Annotated in this window: 17 protein-coding genes; 10 read left to right on the plus strand and 7 right to left on the minus strand. The window is 73.4% G+C overall.

Features of this window, described 5'->3' with window-relative positions:
* Positions 1 to 285: 285 nt before the first annotated feature.
* The gene (gene sph / locus ACWGN5_RS09790; protein WP_453513000.1) at positions 286 to 1,278 is read right to left on the minus strand and encodes a sphingomyelin phosphodiesterase; all 993 of its coding nucleotides are present in this window, start codon (positions 1,276 to 1,278) and stop codon (positions 286 to 288) included.
* 157 nt (positions 1,279 to 1,435) lie between these two features.
* On the opposite strand from sph, the gene ACWGN5_RS09795 reads away from it, so the two are divergent.
* Both ACWGN5_RS09795 and ACWGN5_RS09800 read left to right on the plus strand, forming a co-directional pair.
* Positions 1,436 to 1,924: a F0F1 ATP synthase subunit B family protein gene (locus tag ACWGN5_RS09795; protein WP_453513002.1), complete on the plus strand. Its 489-nt coding sequence runs from the start codon at positions 1,436 to 1,438 to the stop codon at positions 1,922 to 1,924.
* 96 nt (positions 1,925 to 2,020) lie between these two features.
* Positions 2,021 to 2,911 (plus strand): oxygenase MpaB family protein, encoded by an 891-nt coding sequence (locus ACWGN5_RS09800; protein WP_453513004.1) that lies wholly within the window; start codon positions 2,021 to 2,023, stop codon positions 2,909 to 2,911.
* Between the two features lie 65 nt (positions 2,912 to 2,976).
* Here ACWGN5_RS09800 and ACWGN5_RS09805 read toward each other — a convergent pair whose 3' ends face one another.
* Positions 2,977 to 4,527 carry a M1 family metallopeptidase gene (locus ACWGN5_RS09805; RefSeq protein WP_453513007.1) on the minus strand — a complete coding sequence of 517 codons (1,551 nt, stop codon included), beginning with the start codon at positions 4,525 to 4,527 and terminating at the stop codon, positions 2,977 to 2,979.
* A gap of 214 nt (positions 4,528 to 4,741) precedes the next feature.
* Here ACWGN5_RS09805 and ACWGN5_RS09810 point away from each other — a divergent pair, with 214 nt between their 5' ends.
* The 3 genes from ACWGN5_RS09810 (at position 4,742) to ACWGN5_RS09820 (ending at position 8,541) form a co-directional block, all read left to right on the plus strand.
* Positions 4,742 to 6,775 carry a Xaa-Pro dipeptidyl-peptidase gene (locus tag ACWGN5_RS09810; RefSeq protein ID WP_453513009.1) on the plus strand — a complete coding sequence of 678 codons (2,034 nt, stop codon included), beginning with the start codon at positions 4,742 to 4,744 and terminating at the stop codon, positions 6,773 to 6,775.
* Positions 6,776 to 6,812: 37 nt separating this feature from the next.
* A complete protein-coding gene (locus tag ACWGN5_RS09815) occupies positions 6,813 to 8,120 on the plus strand; it encodes a M14 family metallopeptidase (protein WP_453513011.1) in 1,308 nt (435 codons plus the stop codon).
* Between the two features lie 118 nt (positions 8,121 to 8,238).
* Positions 8,239 to 8,541: a hypothetical protein gene (locus ACWGN5_RS09820; protein ID WP_453513013.1), complete on the plus strand. Its 303-nt coding sequence runs from the start codon at positions 8,239 to 8,241 to the stop codon at positions 8,539 to 8,541.
* Positions 8,542 to 8,606: 65 nt separating this feature from the next.
* Here ACWGN5_RS09820 and ACWGN5_RS09825 read toward each other — a convergent pair whose 3' ends face one another.
* The gene (locus tag ACWGN5_RS09825) at positions 8,607 to 9,563 is read right to left on the minus strand and encodes an FAD-dependent oxidoreductase (protein WP_453513015.1); all 957 of its coding nucleotides are present in this window, start codon (positions 9,561 to 9,563) and stop codon (positions 8,607 to 8,609) included.
* 70 nt (positions 9,564 to 9,633) lie between these two features.
* Here ACWGN5_RS09825 and ACWGN5_RS09830 point away from each other — a divergent pair, with 70 nt between their 5' ends.
* From ACWGN5_RS09830 to ACWGN5_RS09845, 4 genes are read left to right on the plus strand one after another with little or no spacing between them, the layout of a single operon-like run.
* Positions 9,634 to 10,083 (plus strand): hypothetical protein, encoded by a 450-nt coding sequence (locus ACWGN5_RS09830; RefSeq protein ID WP_453513018.1) that lies wholly within the window; start codon positions 9,634 to 9,636, stop codon positions 10,081 to 10,083.
* Positions 10,084 to 10,096: 13 nt separating this feature from the next.
* The gene (locus tag ACWGN5_RS09835) at positions 10,097 to 11,734 is read left to right on the plus strand and encodes an ABC-F family ATP-binding cassette domain-containing protein (protein ID WP_453513021.1); all 1,638 of its coding nucleotides are present in this window, start codon (positions 10,097 to 10,099) and stop codon (positions 11,732 to 11,734) included.
* Between the two features lie 28 nt (positions 11,735 to 11,762).
* Positions 11,763 to 12,506: a 2-phosphosulfolactate phosphatase gene (locus ACWGN5_RS09840; RefSeq protein WP_453513022.1), complete on the plus strand. Its 744-nt coding sequence runs from the start codon at positions 11,763 to 11,765 to the stop codon at positions 12,504 to 12,506.
* On the plus strand, positions 12,503 to 12,904 hold the full coding sequence (locus ACWGN5_RS09845) for a hypothetical protein (protein WP_453513024.1): 402 nt from the start codon (positions 12,503 to 12,505) through the stop codon (positions 12,902 to 12,904). The genes ACWGN5_RS09840 and ACWGN5_RS09845 overlap by 4 nt, the downstream gene beginning before the upstream one ends.
* Before the next feature lie 71 nt (positions 12,905 to 12,975).
* On the opposite strand, the gene ACWGN5_RS09850 is transcribed toward ACWGN5_RS09845, so the two are convergent.
* From ACWGN5_RS09850 to ACWGN5_RS09865, 4 genes are all read right to left on the minus strand, one after another.
* Positions 12,976 to 13,422, minus strand: coding sequence for a DUF2690 domain-containing protein (locus ACWGN5_RS09850; protein ID WP_453513026.1), 447 nt, complete (start codon positions 13,420 to 13,422; stop codon positions 12,976 to 12,978).
* Between the two features lie 136 nt (positions 13,423 to 13,558).
* On the minus strand, positions 13,559 to 14,014 hold the full coding sequence (locus ACWGN5_RS09855; RefSeq protein ID WP_453513028.1) for a DUF2690 domain-containing protein: 456 nt from the start codon (positions 14,012 to 14,014) through the stop codon (positions 13,559 to 13,561).
* 206 nt (positions 14,015 to 14,220) lie between these two features.
* Positions 14,221 to 16,662 carry a Tex family protein gene (locus ACWGN5_RS09860; RefSeq protein WP_453513031.1) on the minus strand — a complete coding sequence of 814 codons (2,442 nt, stop codon included), beginning with the start codon at positions 16,660 to 16,662 and terminating at the stop codon, positions 14,221 to 14,223.
* Between the two features lie 107 nt (positions 16,663 to 16,769).
* Positions 16,770 to 17,636: an SCO6745 family protein gene (locus ACWGN5_RS09865; RefSeq protein WP_453513033.1), complete on the minus strand. Its 867-nt coding sequence runs from the start codon at positions 17,634 to 17,636 to the stop codon at positions 16,770 to 16,772.
* A 219-nt stretch (positions 17,637 to 17,855) separates the two neighbouring features.
* Between ACWGN5_RS09865 and ACWGN5_RS09870 the strand changes: the two genes are divergently transcribed.
* Positions 17,856 to 18,827, plus strand: a complete 972-nt coding sequence (locus ACWGN5_RS09870; RefSeq protein ID WP_453513035.1) for a GlxA family transcriptional regulator — start codon at positions 17,856 to 17,858, stop codon at positions 18,825 to 18,827.
* The last annotated feature ends 10 nt before the right edge of the window (positions 18,828 to 18,837 follow it).

The raw sequence follows: 18,837 nt of genomic DNA on the forward strand, positions 1-18,837 counted from the left end.
CGTGGGGGGGGGGGGGGGGGGGGGGGGGGGGGGGGGGGGGGGGGGGGGGGGGGGGGGGGGGGGGGGGGGGGGGGGGGGGCGGGGGGCGGGGGGGGGGGGGGGGGGGGGGGGGGGGGGGGGGGGCCCGGGCGGGGGGGGGGGGCGCCCCGCCCCCCCCCCCCCCCCCGGCCGCCCCGCAGGGAGCGGCACACGAGTCTCGGTTCCTTCTTCGTCCTGCTCTGCGTCGCCGGAGTGCTCGGAGTCTGGCTGTACAGCGTCTTCGGCGGCTACGGGTACTGACGCGGGTCAGTACGCCGTGACGGGGTAGTGGTCCGAGAGGTTCGTGTAGGTGTACTGCGTGCCCCAGCTGGAGACCGTCCAGGGCGCGCTCTGCTCCAGGACCACGTTGTTGGTCCAGCCGGCCGGCCGGGCGTTCCCCGAGCGGTAGAGGACGTAGTCGAGGTCCTCGCGCGGGTCGTCCGGGTAGCGGTAGGACGCGATCGAGTTCAGCTCGGTGTCGAAGGAGTACGGGTGGCCGGTGCGGGCGTCGGCCGCCGCCAGGCCCGCGTCGGCGAGCATCGTGTCGTACTCCGGGGTGTGCGAGTCGACGTTCATGTCACCGGCGACGATGACCTGCTCGTTCGCCGGGATGTTCTTGGCGTCGAGGAACGCGTCGATGTTCTTGAACTGCCGGCTGCGCATCTGCGCCGCCTCGCCCGCCGAGCAGCCCGGGTCGGTGGACTGCGCGTGCGTGCCGACGACGTGGACGCGGGTGCCGTTCACGTCGAGCACCGTGTAGGCGAAGCCCTTGTTCGAGTACCAGTCGGCACCGCAGGCGTCCTTGTAGACGTACTGCTCCTTGCGGACGATCGGCCACTTGCTGAGGATGGTCACGCCGCCGTCCTCGGGCGTGGTGGAGGAGTAGGCCCCGCCGGTGGCGTCCCAGCCGGTCTTGCTGCGGCCGACGACGGGCGTCTGGTACGGGTACTGCGCGGCGGCGTTCGCCTTGAGGGCGTCCGAGGCGGAGTTGTCGAAGGTCTCCTGGAGCACCACGACGTCCTGCCCCTGGAAGAAGGGGGCGGCGGGTATCGCCTTGGCCCGGTGGTCCTGGCCCCAGTTCGGGTACAGGGTCTTGGAGAACAGGAACGTGTTGTACGTGAGCACCTTCAGGCGCGGGGCCTCCGTGGAGGCGGCGGACGCGGCCGGGGCGGCCGTCGCCAGGGTGGCGGCGGCGAGCGCGAGCGAAAGGGCGGCGCCGGGGGTGCGGCGGAGCGCGGCGAACGACACGTGAACTCCCATGAGTACGTGGGGGGTTGGGCTGGCGCGCACATACAATCAGCCGTGGTTACCTTCCGGTAGCCTTTGGATGCCGGGAATGTTGCCGAGCTCGCAAGATCACGCCAACTCTCGTCACGGTGTCTGATTTGATGTGATTTGGAGCAGGTAGAATGCGCGCATGACCCTCGCTACGAACTCCACTGTCTTCAAGATGGACCTCGGTCCGCTCAACCCCGTCTGGGCCGAGCTCATCCTCGGTCTGGTGTTGTTCGGGATCACCTTCCTGATCCTGGCGAAGGGCATCCTTCCGAAGATCAAGCGCACCCTCGACGAGCGCGACGACGCCATCGAGGGCGGCACCGGCCGCGCCGACGACCTGCGCGCCGAGGCCACCGCCATCCGCGAGCAGTACGAGGCGGAGCTCGCCGAGGCCCGCCACGAGGCCGCGCGCATCCGCTCCCAGGCCACCGAGGAGGGCTCCGCCGCCATCGCCGCCGCCCGCGCCGAGGGCCAGGCCGAGCGCGACGCGATCCTCGCCGCCGGCACCGCCAAGATCGCCGAGGAGCGCGCCGCCGCCGAGCGCGAGCTCAACGCCGACGTCGACGCCTGGGCCCACGCCCTCGCCGCCCGCATCGTCGGCGAGCCGGTCGGCGCCGACCGCGCCTGACCCCGTACGTCCCGGAAGGGGCCGTCACCCGGGCCGCAGCGCCCGCGTGACGGCCCCTTCGTCATGGGTGCAGCCTGGACACATGAGGAGAAGGCGATGGCCGTGGACCGTGTGAAGCCGCTCGACCGGGCCCCGGCCCGTGACGAGCCCGTGCCGCCGCCCGTCGGCGGAGTGCTGTGGAGCGTCGCGGGGGACGTCCGGGCACTCCTAATGCTGCCCGCCGCCCTCACCCTCCAGGTCGCCCACCCCGCGATCGGCGCCGGCGTCGACGACCACTCCGTCTTCCGCACCGACCCCTGGGGGCGCGGCGAGCGCTCCCTGCGCTCGCTCCAGCTGTGGATCTACGGCGGCGAGGAAGCCGCCAGGGAGGGCCGCCGGCTCCGGGAACTGCACCGGACCATCCAGGGCACCGACGCCCACGGCCGCCGCTACCACGCCCTCACCCCGGCCTACTACTCCTGGGTGCACGCCACCGGCTTCCCCATCTACCGGCACGGGCTCCGCCTCCTCGCCCGCCCGCTCACCGAGGCGCAGGAACGGCAGCTGTACGCCGAGTGGCTCCAGGTCGGCCGGATCCTCGGCATCCACGACCGGGACATGCCGCAGACGATCGAGGCGTTCTGGCCGTACTACCGGAAGGTCCTCGCCGAGGAGATCGAGGCCACCACCGTCGTACGGGAGCTGCTCGACACCGACCTTCCGCTGCCCGCCCCGGACCGCGGCCCGCTGCCGCTCCGGCTCGCCCTCCGCCTCCTCTGGCCCGTTCTGCGCCGCCCCTTCCTGCGGCTGCGCGCCTTCCTCACTGTCGGCCTGATGCCGCCGGACGCCCGTGAGGCCATCGGCCTGGAATGGACGGACGCCCAGGAGCGGTCCCTGCGCCGGTTCGCCCGGATCGTCCGGGCCGTGGTCCCGGTCCTCCCCGAGCGCCTGCGCTACCTGCCCCTGGCCCGAAAAGCCCGCGAGGCCGCCCGCCGCGCCCAGCGCTGACGAACGACCTCGCGGGACCGGGGCCCTCGGGACCAGTGCCGTCGTGAGCCCCCGGCCCCTCGGGATCAGTGCCCGGCGTGGTTCTCGGCGGCCTCGTTCTCGTGGATCGTGTTCGTCTCCGCGATCTTCTTCCACGACTTCGGCTGCGCGGGCTTCGCCGGCTTCGCGGCGGAGCGCGACGACGGCGCCGCCGCCGGGGCGGACAGGCCCGCCGCCGTCGCCGACGAGGCCGCCGGCTTCGACGGCTGGTACAGCCAGGTGTCGAAGAGACCGGCCAGCGGCTTGCCGGAGATCCGCTCCGCGTACTTCACGAAGTCCGAGACGTGCGCGTTGCCGTAGGCGTTCTCCTGCGGCCAGCCCTTCAGGATCGCGAAGAAGTCCTCGTCGCCGAGCTCGTTGCGCAGCGCCTGGAGCGCCAGCGCACCCCGGTCGTACACGGCGATGTGGAACTGGTTGTCGGCCCCCGGGTCACCCGGCTTCACCGTCCAGAACGGGTCGTCGGCCGCCCGCGTGGCGTACACGTAGTCCGCCAGCTCCTGGGCCGTGCCCTCGCCCTCCTTCTCCGACCACAGCCACTGGCTGTAGCGGGCGAAGCCCTCGTTGACCCAGATGTCCTTCCAGTCCTTGACGGACACGCTGTCGCCGTACCACTGGTGCGCCAGCTCGTGGACGACCACCGACACATTCGCGCCGTTGGCGAACTGCCGCGGGCTGTAGAACGGACGGGTCTGCGTCTCCAGGGCGAAACCGCTGGTCACGTTCGGCACGTAGCCGCCGAGGGAGTTGAAGGGGTACGGCCCGAAGACCGACTCCAGCCACTCCGCCACCTCGGTCGTGCGCTCGATCGAGGCGCGCGCCGCGCCCGCGTTGTCGCCGAGGTCCTTGCTGTAGGCGTTGAGGACGGGTAGCCCGTTCGCCGTCTTGTCCGTCGTGATGTCGAACTTGCCCACGGCCAGCGTCGCCAGGTACGTCGCCTGCGGCTTGTTGGAGCGCCAGTTGAAGCGGGTCCAGCCGAGCCGCGAGGACTGCGACTGCAGCACGCCGTTGCTGATGGCCTGGTGACCGTCCGGCACCAGGACCGACACGTCGAAGGTCGCCTTGTCCAGCGGGTGGTCGTTGGACGGGAACCACCAGACGGCCGAGTCCGGCTCCTGCGCGGCGACGCCGCCGTCCGGGGTACGGGCCCAGGCCGACCAGCCGTCGATCTTGAACTCCGAGGGCTTGCCCGCGTAGCGGACGACCACCGAGATCGGCGTGTTCTTCGCCAGCGGGTTCGCCGGGGTGACCTCCAGCTCGTGGTCGCCCGTGGAGGCGAACTTCGCCAGGCGCCCGTTCACTCGGATCTCACTGACCTTCAGACCGAGGTCGAGGTTGAAGCGGGACAGGTCCTGCTTGGTGGTGGCGAGGATCGTGGCCGTGCCCTCCAGGAGGTCCGTGGCCGGCTGGTACTTCAGGCGCAGGTCGTAATGGGAGACGTCGTAGCCGCCGTTGCCGCTGGAGGGGTAGTAGGAGTCGCCGATGCCCGGGGCGCCCGGGGTGAAGGAGGCGGCCGATGCCGGGATCGCCAGCAGCAGGGAGGCCGCGAGGGCGCTCGGAACGATGAGTCTGCGGTGCACAGGTGCTCCCCAAGTCATAAGAAACGTAAGACGCGCGGGTGGTCGTCGGTCCTTAATTCGGACCCTATTCAGCCCCCCGACGCACCGTCACGTCCAGAGGACCCCCTGTCACACGATCGCCATTCGGCCGACATGTACCGTGCGCCACCCGAATCGCACCCGAATGCCTCCGGCACTCTTTTGCCCGGGAGTTGACCGGGGTACGTTCCCGCGCATGCCGATGCGAAAGCGGAGAACCCGCGGAGCCCGACTGACGTACGGAACCCTCGTGTCCGCGGCCACGGCCGCCCTGTTCGCCACCCTGGTCACCCCCGCCGGAGCCCGGCCGGAACCGGCCGCGCCCGCCGCGCCCTTCGTACGGGAGTCCCGCCCGGTCCACTCGTACGCCGACGCCGTCCGTGAGTCCGTCTGGGTGGACACCGGTCTCGACGGCGACGGCGACGGACGCGCCGACCGGGTCGCCGTCGACATCGTGCGCCCCCGCGAGCCCGCGGCGGCCGGCCGGAAGATCCCGGTCATCATGGACGCCAGCCCGTACTACGCCTGCTGCGGTCGCGGCAACGAGGGCCAGAAGAAGACCTACGACGCCGACGGGAACCCCGTCCAGCTCCCGCTCTTCTACGACAACTACTTCGTCCCCCGCGGCTACGCCTTCGTCGCCGTCGACCTCGCCGGCACCAACCGCTCCGACGGCTGCGACGACGTCGGCGGACGCTCCGACGTCCAGTCCGCGAAGGCCGTCGTCGACTGGCTGAACGGCCGCGCCCGCGGCTACACCTCCCGCACCGGCGGGACCCCGGCCCGCGCCACCACCTGGAGCACCGGGAACGTCGGCATGATCGGCAAGAGCTGGGACGGCACCATCGCCAACGGCGTCGCCGCCACCGGCGTCGAAGGGCTGAAAACGATCGTTCCGATCGGTGCCATCTCGTCCTGGTACGACTACTTCCACGCGCAGGGCGCCCCGCTCTACAACGCCAACCCGAGCTGGCTCTCCGAGTACGTGAACAGCCCCGAGGCGCAGGCCCGCTGCGGCGCCGTCCAGGACCGCATCACCGCCGCCACCCCCTACAGCGGCGACTGGACCCCGGCCTGGACCGAGCGCGACCACGTCAAGGACGCCGGCAAGGTCAGGGCCAGCGTCTTCGTCGTCCACGGACAGCAGGACCTCAACGTCCGCGCCGGCCAGTTCGGCCAGTGGTGGGACGCGCTCGCCGCGCACGGCGTCGAGCGGAAGATCTGGCTCTCCCAGACCGGCCACGTCGACCCCTTCGACTTCCGGCGCGCCGACTGGGTCCGCACCCTGCACCGCTGGTTCGACCACTACCTCCTCGGCTACGACAACGGCATCGACCGCGAGCCCGTCGCCGACATCGAGCGCGCCCCGGACGTCTGGACCACCGACCGCGCCTGGCCGCCGCGCACCACCGCGACCACCACCATGCGCCCGGTGCGCACCGCCCAGCCCGGCGCCGGCGGCCTCGGCCTCACCCCCGCCGCGCCCGGCTCGACCGCCGCCTTCACCGACGACCCGAGCCTCGGCGAGCTCGACTGGGCCGCCAGGATCGACCAGGACACCCCCGAGAAGGCCGGGTTCGTCACCCGCCCGCTCTCCCGGGACCTGCGGATCTCCGGCTCCTCGAAGGTGACGGTCACCGCGACCCCCAGCACCTCCACCGCGCACCTCTCCACCGTCCTCGTCGACCTCGGCCCGGACACGATCCGGGACTACGGGGCCGCCGGCGAGGGCATCACCACCCTCACCGACCGCACCTGCTGGGGCGCGAGCACGCCGGGCGACAGCGCCTGCTTCAAGGAGACCGCGGCCCGGACGACGGACGTCACGTACAACGTCGTCAGCCGGGGCTGGGCCGACCTCGGCACCTGGGCCGACCCGCGCAAGGAGCGCCCGCTGATCCCCGGAAGGGCGTACACCCTCACCCTGAACCTCGCCGCGACCGACCACGTCGTCCCGGCCGGCCACCGGCTCGCCCTGATCGTCGGCGGCACCGACAAGGACCTCCTCGACCCTCCGTCGACCACCCCGACCGTCACCCTCGACCTCTCCCGCACCTGGGCGAAGGTGCCGCTGGTCGGCGGCGCCGCGGCGTTCCACCGGGCGACGACCGGCGTGGCCCCCGCCGTGCCCACGTCCCCCTCCGTCCCGTCCCTGACCGGCCCCGTCCCGCCGGCCGCCGTCACCGGACCCCGCCTGCCGGGCACCACCCCCGAGGGAGCCGCCCGATGAACCCCCGTACCCGACCGGCCAGGACCGGGAGCAGCCGATGAACCCCCGTACCGGACACCGGAGTTCCCGCCGGGCGCTCGCCCTCGTGGTGGGTGCCGCCGCCCTCGCCCTGCCGCTCGTCACCGTCCCCGCCAAGGCGGCGGACAGCGCGCCCGTGCAGGCCCTCCCACGCACCGGCTTCGAGGAGACCAGGGGCGCCCGGTGGACCACCGAGGGCGAGGAGGGGGAGTTCCTCGCGGCGGTCGACCGGGGGAGCGACCGGGTGGCGCTGCGCGAGATCGGCACCACCGGGCAGGGCCGCCCGCTGCGGCTCGCCACCCTCGGTGCCGGCAGCACGACCGTGCTGCTCGTCTGCAGCCAGCACGGCGACGAGCCGGCGGGCCGGGAAGCCTGTCTGAGCACGGTGCGCGACCTCGAGTACGGCCGGGACGAGGACACCCTGCGCTTCCTCGCCCGCACCACCCTCCTCGTCGTCCCCACCGCGAACCCCGACGGCCGCGAGGCCGACACCCGGGGCAACGGCGACGGCGTCGACGTCAACCGCGACCACCTCGCCCTGCGGACCGCCGAGGCGCGCGCGGTCGCCGCTGTGATCCGCGACCGGAAGCCCGCACTCGTCTACGACCTCCACGAGTACGGGGCCACTCCCCGCTACTACGACAAGGACCTGCTCGCCCTCTGGCCCCGCAGCCTCGACGCCGACCCGCACGTCCACGAGGAGTCCCGGACGCTCTCGGAGTCGTACGTCCGGCCGGCCGCCGGGCTCGCCGGCTACAGCACCGGCATCTACGGCATCTGGACCGACCCCCTCACCGGCGAGCCGGTCAAGCAGGTCGCCGGTGACGGCCAGGAGCGGATCCTGCGCAACACGGCCGGCATCAAGCACTCCGCGGGACTGCTCGTCGAGACCCGGGTCGACGCCCTCGACCAGGCGGAGAAGGACGATCCGGCCCGCAACCACCGCCGCCGGGTCGCCACCCAGCACGCCGCCCTGGAAGGGGCCTTCGCCTACCTGGACGAGCGGCGCGGTCCGCTCACCGCGGCCACCGCCCTCGCCCGCCACACCGGGTTCGCCGACCGGGGCCCGGTCTACCTCGGCGGCGCCGACAACGATCCGGCCGAGCCGGCGGAGATCCTCGCCGACCCGCCCTGCGGCTACCGCCTGGACGCCGCCCAGTACGCCGAGGCGGGCGACGAACTCGCCCTGCACGGCGTGACCGTGCGGAAGCAGGGGACCGGCGTGTTCGTGCCGCTGCGCCAGTCGCAGCGCGCGCTCGTCCCGCTGCTCCTGGACGCGCGGGCGAGCTATCACCTCGTCAGTGGGAGTCCTGTGGAGAGGTGTTGACGATCGGGTGCCCCCGGCACGGCGTGGCGTGAATCCGATGTTTGCCGAGGTAAAGTTACCTGCTGGTACTGACCATGCCTCGAACGGGCCGACCAGGCCCTGAAGTTGGAGAACCACCATGCGCCACATCAAGCCCGCGCGCCGTGCCCTGACAGCGCTGCTCGCCACGACGCTGCTCGCCGGGGGCGTGCTGCTCGGCCAGACGGTGACGGCCGAGCCGGCCGCCGCCAAGACCGTCACCTGCAACGTCAGCAAGCTGCGGGCGGACGCCCACAAGGAGCGCGACCGGGGCAACCAGCTCAAGCGCCTCGGCGCCAGGGACGAGGCCCGCAAGGCCTTCGCCCGCGCCGACGCCCTGGAGCGCAAGGCCCAGGCGTGCGTCGACGCGGACAACAACAGCAAGCCGCCGCTCTGGCAGTAAGACGTCACGCGGGGCGGTTGCCATCCGGAAGGACGGCAACCGCCCCGCGGTCGTTTCCGGACACGTCAGCCGAGGGCGAGATCCGCCGCCGCCTCCGCGCAGCCCCAGGCCACGGTCACCCCCGCGCCGCCGTGCCCGTAGTGGTGGACGAGCCGCCCACCGCCCGGCAGCGGCACCGCCTCGATCCGCACCCCGCCCGCCCGCGCGGGCCGCAGACCCACCCGGTGGCCCAGGACCCGGGCCTCCGCGATCTCCGGCCGCACCCGCGCGCACCGCGCCACGATCGCCGCCGCCGTCGCCGGATCCGGCTCGAGCAGCTCGTCGTCCTCCTCCGCCGTCCCGCCGAGCACCAGCCGGTCCTCGTGCGGGAAGTAGTAGGTGGTCTCGCCGGCCGACTCGTCCGCCGCCGTGAACCACTCCTCGATCCCCGGGTTCTCCACCAGGACCAACTGCCCCCGCACCGGCCGCAGTCCGGGATCCGGTACGAGCTCCCGCGCCGCGAGCCCCGTGCAGTCGACGACCACGGGCGCCTCCGCCTCCGCCTCCTCGAAGCCGGCGACCTCACGCCGCTCGAAGGTCCCGCCCAGGGCCTCGAACCGGCCCCGCAGGAAGCTGAGATGGACCGGCATGTCGATCAGCGGCAGGCGCGCGGCGAGCCCCGTCCGGTACGGTCCCGGAACCTCCTCCGGCGCCAACTGCCGCAGCCCCTCGACCTCCTCGGCCCAGGGACCGAGCCCGTCCAGGACCGTGCCCGCGTGGACCCCGGCCGCCCAGGTGACCCCGGTCCGTCCCGGATCGACGGCCATCCGCTCGTACACCCGCAGGGAGGTGAGCGCCCAGGGTCCGACCTCGGCCGCGGGCTCGATCCGGTACGGCCACCACAGGGCGCCCGCCACCGCGGAGGTCGTCTCCAACAGGTCGTCCCGGGACCAGATCCGTACCCGGCGCCCACGCTCCGCCAGCCGCGTCGCCGTCGCCAGTCCGACGACCCCGCCCCCCACCACGATCACGTCGTCGCTCATGCCCGGGACCGTACCGGGACCATGACATTTCCGGGACGGTGCGGCCACGGAACGGGGAAACACTGGAGTCATGCCGGTCCCGTACACGCCCCTCGACCTCGTCTCCGCCGCCAGCCCGGTCGGCGAGCACCTCCACCACGACTTCCTCGTCGACGGCAGGCCGCTGCTCCACCGGCTCGACGAGACCGACGGCTTCGACACCGTCTCGCCGCTCGCCGCGGACCTCCCGCCGACGGTCCGCCCCGAGCACGCCCACCGTCTCCTCCTCGCCGACGGCACCCGCCAGGTGATCCACTCCTGCCCCGACTGCGAGGACCCCGGCTGCGGCGCGGTCACCGCCGTCGTCGCCCGCGAGGGCTCGGACGTCGTCTGGCGCGACTTCGCCTGGGAGACGGGCCCCGCCACCGCCCTCGTACGCGAGGGCTACCCCGGCGTCGGCCCGTACCGCTTCGACGGCGCCGGCTACCGCTCCGTGCTCCTGCGGCTCCTCGAATCCTCGGCGTGTCGCCGCGTCGCCTAGGATTCGTTCCCTGATGACTGCAACCCTCGTCGCCAAGGACCTCGCCGCCGGCCACGGCGAACGCACCCTCTTCGCCGGGCTCGACCTCGTCGTCGCCCCCGGTGACGTCATCGGCCTCGTCGGCGTCAACGGCGCCGGCAAGTCGACCCTGCTGCGGCTGCTCGCCGGGCTCGACACCCCGGAGGAGGGAGAGCTGCGGCTCTCCCCGCCCACCGCCGTCGTCGGCCACCTCCCGCAGGAGCCCGAGCGGCGCGCGGGGGAGACGGTGCGCGAGTTCCTCGCCCGCCGCACCGGGGTCGCCGCCGCCCAGGCCGCCATGGACGAGGCCACCCAGGGCCTCGTCGACGGCACGCCCGGCGCCGACGACGCGTACTCCGTCACACTGGAGCGCTGGCTGAACCTCGGCGGCGCCGACCTCGACGAGCGCGCCGAGGAGGTCGCCGACTCGCTCGGCCTCACCGTCGGCCTCGACCAGCCGATGACCTCGCTCTCCGGCGGCCAGGCCGCCCGCGCGGGCCTGGCCTCGCTGCTCCTCTCCCGCTACGACGTCTTCCTCCTCGACGAGCCCACGAACGACCTCGACCTCGAAGGCCTGGAGCGCCTGGAGGCCTTCGTGAAGGGGCTGCGCGCGGGGACCGTCGTCATCAGCCACGACCGCGAGTTCCTCACCCGGACCGTCACCAAGGTCCTCGAACTCGACCTCGCCCAGCAGCAGATCACCCTGTACGGCGGCGGTTACGACGCCTACCTGGAGGAGCGGGACACCGCCCGGCGGCACGCGCGCGAGGAGTACGAGGAGTACGCCGACAAGAAGGCCGCCTTGGAGGGGCGCGCCCTCATGCAGCGCAACTGGATGGACAAGGGCGTCCGCAACGCCCGCCGCAAGGCGTCCGACAACGACAAGATCGGCCGCAAGCTGCGCGGCGAGGCCAGCGAGAAGCAGGCCGCGAAGGCCCGGCAGACCCAGCGCATGATCGAGCGCCTCGACGTCGTCGAGGAGCCCCGCAAGGAGTGGGAGCTGCGCATGGAGATCGCCGCCGCGCCGCGCTCCGGCTCGGTCGTGGCGACCCTGCGGGAGGCCGAGGTGCGCCGCGGCGACTTCTCCTTCGGTCCCGTCACCCTCCAGATCGACTGGGCCGACCGGGTCGCCGTCACCGGGGCCAACGGCGCCGGGAAGTCGACCCTGCTCGCCGCGCTCCTCGGGCGTCTCCCGCTGGACTCCGGCGACGCGGTCCTCGGCTCGGGCGTCGTCGTCGGCGAGGTCGACCAGGCCCGGAAGCTGTTCCACGGCACGGAGACGCTCCTGGAGGCGTTCTGCGCGGCCGTGCCCGACACCGAGCCCGCCGAGGTGCGGACGCTGCTCGCCAAGTTCGGCCTGAAGGCCGTCCATGTGCTGCGGCCGGCCACCACGCTCTCCCCGGGCGAGCGGACGCGCGCCGCGCTCGCCCTGCTGCAGGGCCGGGGCGTGAACCTGCTCGTCCTGGACGAGCCGACCAACCACCTGGACCTGCCGGCCATCGAGCAGCTGGAGTCGGCCCTCGACTCGTACACCGGCACGCTGCTGCTCGTCACCCACGACCGGCGGATGCTCGACGCGGTCCGCACCACCCGCCGCATCGAGGTCGCCGACGGCAAGGTGACCGAGCTCTGATGCGGGTCTCCTTCCTGCGGGGCCCGCGGTGACGGTCTCCTTCGGCTGGGGCCCCGTCGAGGCGCGGGTCCTCGCCCCGGCGGCCGCCTGCGTGGTCGTCGTCGACGTCCTGTCCTTCACCACGGCCGTCGGCGTCGCTGTCGAGGGCGGCACCGCCGTCCTGCCGTACCGCTGGCGGGACGCCACGGCCGCCGCGTACGCCCGGGAGCACGGCGCCGCGCTCGCCGTCGGCCGGCGCGAGGCCACCGAGGCGAACCCGTGGACCCTCTCCCCGGCCGCCCTGCGCGCGGCCGCCGTGCCCGACCGCCTGGTCCTGCCGTCCCCGAACGGCTCCACCATCGCGGCCGAGGCCGCCTCGGGCGGCGCGACCGTCGTCGCCGCCTCCCTGCGCAACCACTCGGCCGTCGCCCGCCGGCTCGCCGACCGGGGCTACGGCACGGCGGACCGCCCGCTCGCCGTCATCGCCTCCGGCGAGCGGTGGCCCGACGGCTCCCTGCGCCCGGCCCTGGAGGACCTGCTGGGCGCGGGAGCGGTGCTGTCCGCCTTCGCGAGGACGCGTGCCGCGCGGACGCACCCCCTGACCCCGGAGGCGACCGCGGCGGCCACGCTGTGGGACGCGACCGAGGACCCGGTCGCCGCCTTGCACGGCTGCGACTCGGGCCGTGAACTGTACGAGTACGGCTTTCCGCAGGACGTGGCCGTGGCCGCCGAGCTCGACGGCTCCGCGGTCGTCCCGGTCCTGATGGACGGCGCTTTCCAGGAGGCACGATGACCGACCTACTGACCCGGCTGACCGAGATGCTGGACGATCTGGACGCGGACGTGGACGAGACGATCGACCTCGCCGACGAGATCGCCGCCTCCGGCGACACCGGTCTCCTGCCGCGCCTCCAGGCGGAGCTGGACCGCGCCCTCGCCGAGCGGAACGCCTACGCGCGGGAACTCCTCGGCGGCGTCCTCGCCGCCATCGGTGGACCGGACGTGCTCCCGGCCCTGATCCGTGCCTCCGCCGTGGACCTCGGGGACGACCAGGACGGCCTGGCCACCGAGATCGTCGAGCTGGTCCAGACGGACCCGAAGGCGGCCCGCGGGCTCCTCCAGGCCATGACGGAGGACGAGGACCTCTCGGTCGCGAACCGCGCCGACTGGGCCCTGCGCTTCCTCCCGTAACCCGTCCGGACGCGACGAGGCCACAGCCCGATGGGATGTGGCCTCGTCGACGCGGGCGCGGGGCCTGCGGTCTACCAGAAGTTGCTGCAGGTCACGTTGCCGTTGTCGTTGATGCAGACGCGGTAGTAGGCGCTGCCGCTGCCCAGCATGTTGGACCAGTCGGCGCCCGCCTCGTAGGGGAACTGCACCGAGAGGCTGCGCTGGAAGTCGGTGCCGGCGCCCAGCCACTTCTCGATGGAGCCGTACCGGGGCCACCACTGGCTTCCGGAGGGGGACGTGGCGCGGACCCATCCGGCCTGACACGTGTTGGACCAGCGCAGCTCGGCCTTGAAGCCGTTGCCGTTGACGGTGCTCGCCTTGGTGACGGCGTCGGCGTCACAGCCCATGGAGACGGGGCCGCGGTTGTCGCAGCCGGAGCCGGAGCAGCCGGCGGCGTACGAGGTGCCCGCGAGCGGGACGAGGGCCATGGTCATCGCGGCGGCCGAGACGCCCGCCACCTTTGCGAGTGCGCGCTTCATCTGTTTCCGATACCTCCGAGAGCGGGAAGGTCTCCGGCGTCCCGTGGAGGCCGGAGTCGTTCTGGATCGTGGGACCTGTCCGCGTCGACAGGCAGAGCGGGCTGCCTCGTTCACGCGGGGGTGGGGGCCGGCGGGTTTACCAGAAGGGGGTGCAGTCCACCTCGTTCGTGGCGGCGGGCGCGCTGATGCAGGCGCGGTAGTAGGCGGTGGGGCTGCCCAGCATGTTGGTCCAGTCCGTGCCCGGGTTGGGGAACGTCACCTGGAGGCTGCGCTGGAACCCGGTGCCGTAGCCCGACCACTTCTCGATGACGCCGTACCGCTCGTACCACTGCTCACCCGTGGCGGTGACCCGGGCCCAGGCCGCCTGGCAGGTGGGGGACCAGCGCAGCTCGACCCTGAGGCCGGAGTGGGTGCGGGACGTCGCGCTGCCCTTGGTGACGGCGTCGGCGTCACAGCCCATGGAGACGGGGCCGCGGTTGTCGCAGCCGGAGCCGGAGCAGCCGGCGGCGTACGAGGTGCCCGCGAGCGGGACGAGGGCCATGGTCATCGCGGCGGCGGAAACGCCCGCCACCTTCGCGATCATGCGCTTCATGGGGTGTGACCTCCAGGAACATCGTGCACCTCCCCCGTGGAGGCCGTAGATGATCATGAACCGATGTCCTGTGCGCGTCAACGGATATATCGGGCCACCTCGTGGGCCGCACGCGAAGAGGCCACAGCCAGGGGGCTGTGGCCTCGTTCGGGCGGCGGGCGTGCGTGCCAGACGCCGCGACCCAGGCGGGACTTTCCGGACAGGCTCTAGCGGCGCTTGCCGCCGCCTTCGCCGAGCAGGCCGGCCTTGCGGAGGGCGTCGGCCATCGCGCTGTTGGCGGGCGCGGGAGCCGCCGAGCGGTCCCGGCCGCCGCCGGCGTTCCGGTTGCCGCCCCGGTCCCCGCGGTCGTTCCGGTTGCCGCCCTCGGTCCGGCGGCCGCCGCCGCCCTGACGCTGCTGCGGCGGACGGCCGGAGCGCTCGCCCCGCTCGCCCCGGTCCGCCCGGTCGCGCCGGGGAGCGCCGCCCTGGCCGTCGGCGCCCGGCTCGTCGTCGAGCCGCAGCGTCAGCGAGATCCGCTTGCGCGGCACGTCCACGTCCAGGACCTTCACCTTGACCACGTCGCCGGGCTTCACCACGTCGCGCGGGTCCTTGACGAAGGTCTTCGACATCGCCGACACATGGACCAGACCGTCCTGGTGCACACCGACGTCCACGAACGCGCCGAACGCGGCCACGTTGGTGACGACACCCTCCAGGACCATCCCGGACTCCAGGTCGCCGATCTTCTCGACGCCCTCCTTGAAGGTCGCCGTGCGGAACGCCGGACGCGGGTCACGGCCCGGCTTCTCCAGCTCGCGCAGGATGTCCGTCACCGTCGGCAGACCGAAGGTCTCGTCGACGAAGTCGTCCGCCCGCAGCGAGCGCAGCGTGCCCGTGTCGCCGATCAGGGCCGCGACCTCGCCGCCCGTCGCCTTCACCATCCGGCGCACCACCGGGTACGCCTCCGGGTGCACCGACGAGGCGTCGAGCGGGTCGTCGCCGCCCCGGATCCGCAGGAAGCCCGCGCACTGCTCGTACGCCTTCGGGCCGAGCCGCGCCACGTCCTTGAGCGCCTTGCGGGAGCGGAAGGGGCCGTTGGCGTCGCGGTGCGCGACGATGTTCTCGGCGAGGCCGCCACTGATGCCCGAGACCCGCGAAAGCAGCGGCGCCGAGGCGGTGTTGACGTCCACGCCGACGCCGTTCACACAGTCCTCGACCACGGCGTCGAGCGAGCGCGAGAGCTTCACCTCGGCCAGGTCGTGCTGGTACTGGCCGACGCCGATCGACTTCGGGTCGATCTTCACCAGCTCCGCGAGCGGGTCCTGGAGCCGGCGGGCGATGGAGACCGCTCCGCGCAAGGACACGTCCAGGCCCGGGAGTTCCTGCGAGGCGAAGGCGGAGGCCGAGTAGACCGAGGCGCCGGCCTCCGAGACCATCACCTTGGTCAGCTTCAACTCGGGGTGCTTGGCGAGGAGTTCGGCCGCCAGCTTGTCGGTCTCGCGGGAGGCCGTGCCGTTGCCGATCGCGACCAGCTCGACCGCGTGCTCCTTCGCGAGCCGCGCCAGCTTCTCAAGCGCCTGGTCCCACTTGTTGGCGGGGACGTGCGGGTAGATCGTGTCGGTCGCGACGACCTTGCCGGTCGCGTCGACGACGGCGACCTTCACGCCCGTACGGAAACCGGGGTCGAGCCCGAGCGTCGCCCGGGTGCCGGCCGGGGCGGCGAGCAGCAGGTCCCGCAGGTTCGCCGCGAAGACCCGGACCGCCTCGTCCTCGGCGGCCGTCCGCAGCCGCAGCCGCAGGTCGATCCCGAGGTGCACCAGGATGCGGGTCCGCCACGCCCACCGGACCGTGTCCTGCAGCCACTTGTCACCGGGACGGCCACGGTCGGCCACGCCGAAGCGACCCGCGACGATCCCCTCGTACGAGGAAGGACCCTCCGTCGGCTCCTCCGGCTCCAGCTCCAGGCTGAGGGCGTCCTCCTTCTCGCCGCGCAGCATGGCGAGCACCCGGTGCGAGGGCAGCGCGGTGAACGGCTCGGCGAAGTCGAAGTAGTCGGCGAACTTCGCTCCCGCCTCCTCCTGCCCCTCGCGCACCTTCGCCACCAGGCGTCCGCGGCCCCACATGCGCTCGCGCAGCTCGCCGATGAGGTCGGCGTCCTCGGAGAACTTCTCGGCGAGGATCGCCCGTGCGCCCTCCAGGGCCGCGGCGGCGTCCGCGACGCCCTTGTCGCCGTCCACGAAGGCCGCGGCGGCGGCCGCCGGCTCGACGGACGGATCGGCGAGCAGCCCCTCGGCCAGCGGCTCCAGACCGGCCTCGCGGGCGATCTGCGCCTTGGTCCGGCGCTTGGGCTTGAAGGGCAGGTAGATGTCCTCCAGGCGCGCCTTGGTGTCGGCCGCCCGCAGGGCGGCCTCCAGCTCGTCCGTCAGCTTGCCCTGCTCGCGGACCGAGTCGAGGATCGCCGACCGGCGGTCCTCCAGCTCGCGCAGATAGCGCAGCCGCTCCTCCAGGGTGCGCAGCTGCGCGTCGTCGAGCATCTCGGTCGCTTCCTTGCGGTAGCGCGCGATGAACGGCACGGTCGAACCGCCGTCGAGGAGCTCGACGGCTGCCTTCACCTGTCGCTCGCGTACGCCGAGCTCCTCGGCGATCCTTGCTTCGATGGACGTCGTCACGGTGTCCCGACTCGCCTTCTCGTGCCTCAAGCTTGCGAGTGCATTCTGCCGGGTCGGTCACCCGGACGCGGTAACCGGCCCGTCCCGCGCGCGTCCCCGGCCCCGCCTCAGCCCTTGCCGACCAGGTCCGCGGGGAAGGCGCCCGCGCCGGCCGCCGCGAACAGGAAGCCGCGGCCCAGCTCGGTGAGCCGCTCGACCCCGTACGCGCCCAGGTGCTCGTACGGGGCGGAGTCCAGCCGGTCCGTGTGGTCCTCCAGCTCCGCGCGCAGGGCCGTGCCCGACTCCGTCAGCTCGCCGTCGGCGCCGAGGAGCCCGCGCTCGCGCAGCCGCTCCGTCGCCGCCTCCCAGTCGGCCCGCCGCCAGCCGCGCGTGCCGAGGACCCAGCGCGGGGCCATGCCCTTGCCGGTGGCGGTGTGCGAGGCGAGGGCCTCGACGGGGTCGAGCCCGGCGGAGAGCAGCGCGGTGAGGTGGCCGTCGCCCCGGTGCTCGCGGAGCAGGGTGGCGGCGTACCAGTACGCGAGGTGGGGCTGCTCGGGCACCGGCAGGTCGGCATTGGCCGAGTAGAGCGGCCGGGCGTGCCGGGTGCAGGCCTCCGTGGCGCGCAGGGCGAGCTCCGCCGCCTCGGCCATCTCCGCGGAGGCGACGGCCTCGTCGCCGAGCAGCCGGCGCAGGGTCGCGTCGGCGGTCCGCAGCCGGGCGTCGAGGACCTCGGCGGGGGCGGCGGTCTCCCAGACGGCCGGGAGGTGCCCGGAGAGGAACGCGTGGTTGTAGTTGTAGAAGGTCGCGGCGACCGTGCCCGCGCCCACCGCGCCGAGTGCGGCGCTCCGCGCGGCGAGCCGCATCGCGCTCTGGTCGGTGAATCCGAGGGCGCCGAACTCGCGGTCCAGGTCGGGCGAGAAGTACAGCGTGGAGTGGATCGGGTTGAGGGCGTTGTGGCAGCGGCGGCCCGCGCGCGGGGGGAGAGCAGTCGTCATGGACCGAACGTTACCGACTGGTCGGTACGACGGGAACAGCCGGACCGCGCCGAGCCGCGTCGGACGGCGGAACGGCGGGAGCGGCCGGGCCGTGCCGAACCGCTTCGGGCGGCGGAACCGCGGGAGTGGCCCGCCGTGCCGCATGGCGCCGTCGGCATGGCAGGAAAGGTGGGTTACCCGTCGTTGCGGACGCCGCCCGCCCCTGCCGAGGATGGAGACATGCCCCAGCGCCCCGTCCTCGTCGTCCTCTTCGACGACGTCCAGAGCCTCGACGTCACCGGCCCCGTCGAGGTCTTCGCCGGTGCCGCCCGTGCCGCCGGGGACCCGTCCGCCTACCCGATCCGCACCGCCTCCCTGGGCGGCGGACCGGTCCGCACGGCCAGTGGACTGCGCCTGCTCCCCGACACCGACCTCGGCACCGCGCTCGCCGACGGGCCCCCGCACACCCTCGTCGTCCCCGGCGGCGAAGGCACCCGCGCACCCGACCCGGCCCTGATCGACTGGCTGCGCGTCCACGCCCCGCGGGCCGAGCGCCTGGTCTCCGTCTGCACCGGGGCGCTGCTCCTCGCCGAGGCCGGGCTCCTCGACGGACACCGGGCCACCACCCACTGGATCGCCTGCGAGCACCTCGCCCGCCGCTATCCCGGGGTCGACGTGGACCCCGACCCCATCTTCGTACGGGACGGGCGGCTCTCCACCTCCGCGGGCGTCACCGCCGGGGTCGACCTGGCCCTCGCCCTCGTCGAGGAGGACCTCGGCCGTGACGTCGCCCTCACCGTCGCCCGCTACCTGGTCGTCTTCCTGCGCCGCCCCGGCAACCAGGCCCAGTTCAGCGTCCAGCTGTCCGCCCAGACCGCCCGCCGGGAGCCGCTCCGTGACCTCCAGGCCTGGATCACCGAGCATCCCGAGGCGGACCTCTCCGTCGAGTCGCTGGCCGCCCGCGCCCGGCTCTCGCCCCGCCACTTCGCCCGCGCCTTCCACGCGGAGACCGGCACCCCGCCCGGCCGCTATGTCGACCGGGTCCGCCTCGAACACGCCCGTCGCCTCCTGGAGGAGACCTCGCGCGGCGTCGAGGAGGTCGCCCGGGCCTCCGGCTACGGCACGCCCGAGACCATGCGCCGCGCCTTCCTGAAGGCCCTGGGGACGGGCCCCGCCGAGTACCGCCGCCGCTTCCATCTGTCCCGCACCTGAGAGGAACCGC

It is taken from the genome of Streptomyces sp. NPDC055815, from assembly GCF_053616475.1.

Excerpts from the sequence above, each read along its gene's own strand:
- sph (WP_453513000.1), bottom strand. The coding sequence starts at position 1,278 with ATGGGAGTTCACGTGTCGTTCGCCGCGCTCCGCCGCACCCCCGGCGCC.
- ACWGN5_RS09795 (WP_453513002.1), top strand. The coding sequence starts at position 1,436 with ATGACCCTCGCTACGAACTCCACTGTCTTCAAGATGGACCTCGGTCCG.
- ACWGN5_RS09800 (WP_453513004.1), top strand. The coding sequence starts at position 2,021 with ATGGCCGTGGACCGTGTGAAGCCGCTCGACCGGGCCCCGGCCCGTGAC.
- ACWGN5_RS09810 (WP_453513009.1), top strand. The coding sequence starts at position 4,742 with ATGCCGATGCGAAAGCGGAGAACCCGCGGAGCCCGACTGACGTACGGA.
- ACWGN5_RS09815 (WP_453513011.1), top strand. The coding sequence starts at position 6,813 with ATGAACCCCCGTACCGGACACCGGAGTTCCCGCCGGGCGCTCGCCCTC.
- ACWGN5_RS09820 (WP_453513013.1), top strand. The coding sequence starts at position 8,239 with ATGCGCCACATCAAGCCCGCGCGCCGTGCCCTGACAGCGCTGCTCGCC.
- ACWGN5_RS09825 (WP_453513015.1), bottom strand. The coding sequence starts at position 9,563 with ATGAGCGACGACGTGATCGTGGTGGGGGGCGGGGTCGTCGGACTGGCG.
- ACWGN5_RS09830 (WP_453513018.1), top strand. The coding sequence starts at position 9,634 with ATGCCGGTCCCGTACACGCCCCTCGACCTCGTCTCCGCCGCCAGCCCG.
- ACWGN5_RS09835 (WP_453513021.1), top strand. The coding sequence starts at position 10,097 with ATGACTGCAACCCTCGTCGCCAAGGACCTCGCCGCCGGCCACGGCGAA.
- ACWGN5_RS09845 (WP_453513024.1), top strand. The coding sequence starts at position 12,503 with ATGACCGACCTACTGACCCGGCTGACCGAGATGCTGGACGATCTGGAC.
- ACWGN5_RS09850 (WP_453513026.1), bottom strand. The coding sequence starts at position 13,422 with ATGAAGCGCGCACTCGCAAAGGTGGCGGGCGTCTCGGCCGCCGCGATG.
- ACWGN5_RS09855 (WP_453513028.1), bottom strand. The coding sequence starts at position 14,014 with ATGAAGCGCATGATCGCGAAGGTGGCGGGCGTTTCCGCCGCCGCGATG.
- ACWGN5_RS09865 (WP_453513033.1), bottom strand. The coding sequence starts at position 17,636 with ATGACGACTGCTCTCCCCCCGCGCGCGGGCCGCCGCTGCCACAACGCC.
- ACWGN5_RS09870 (WP_453513035.1), top strand. The coding sequence starts at position 17,856 with ATGCCCCAGCGCCCCGTCCTCGTCGTCCTCTTCGACGACGTCCAGAGC.